The following is a 218-nucleotide window of genomic DNA, read 5'->3' on the forward strand; positions in this document are numbered from 1 at the left end:
AGGATACTACTGATATCGTGACGCTAATAAATCACCGCATCACAACAAAACAGGGTGCACCCAGGAAGATGACTCGACGCTAGCGTCTCGCCCTACGGGCCGTTGCTAAAGCAACGTTATCTTCCCTTGTGCTACCAGCAACACTTAACCACTATGCAATTCTGCATTCGCGATAAGCATTGTGAAATATGGTGCACCCAGGAAGATTCGAACTTCCG

The sequence above is a fragment of the Hafnia sp. HMSC23F03 genome (assembly GCF_001816025.1).
GTDB classification, from domain to species: domain Bacteria; phylum Pseudomonadota; class Gammaproteobacteria; order Enterobacterales; family Enterobacteriaceae; genus Hafnia; species Hafnia paralvei.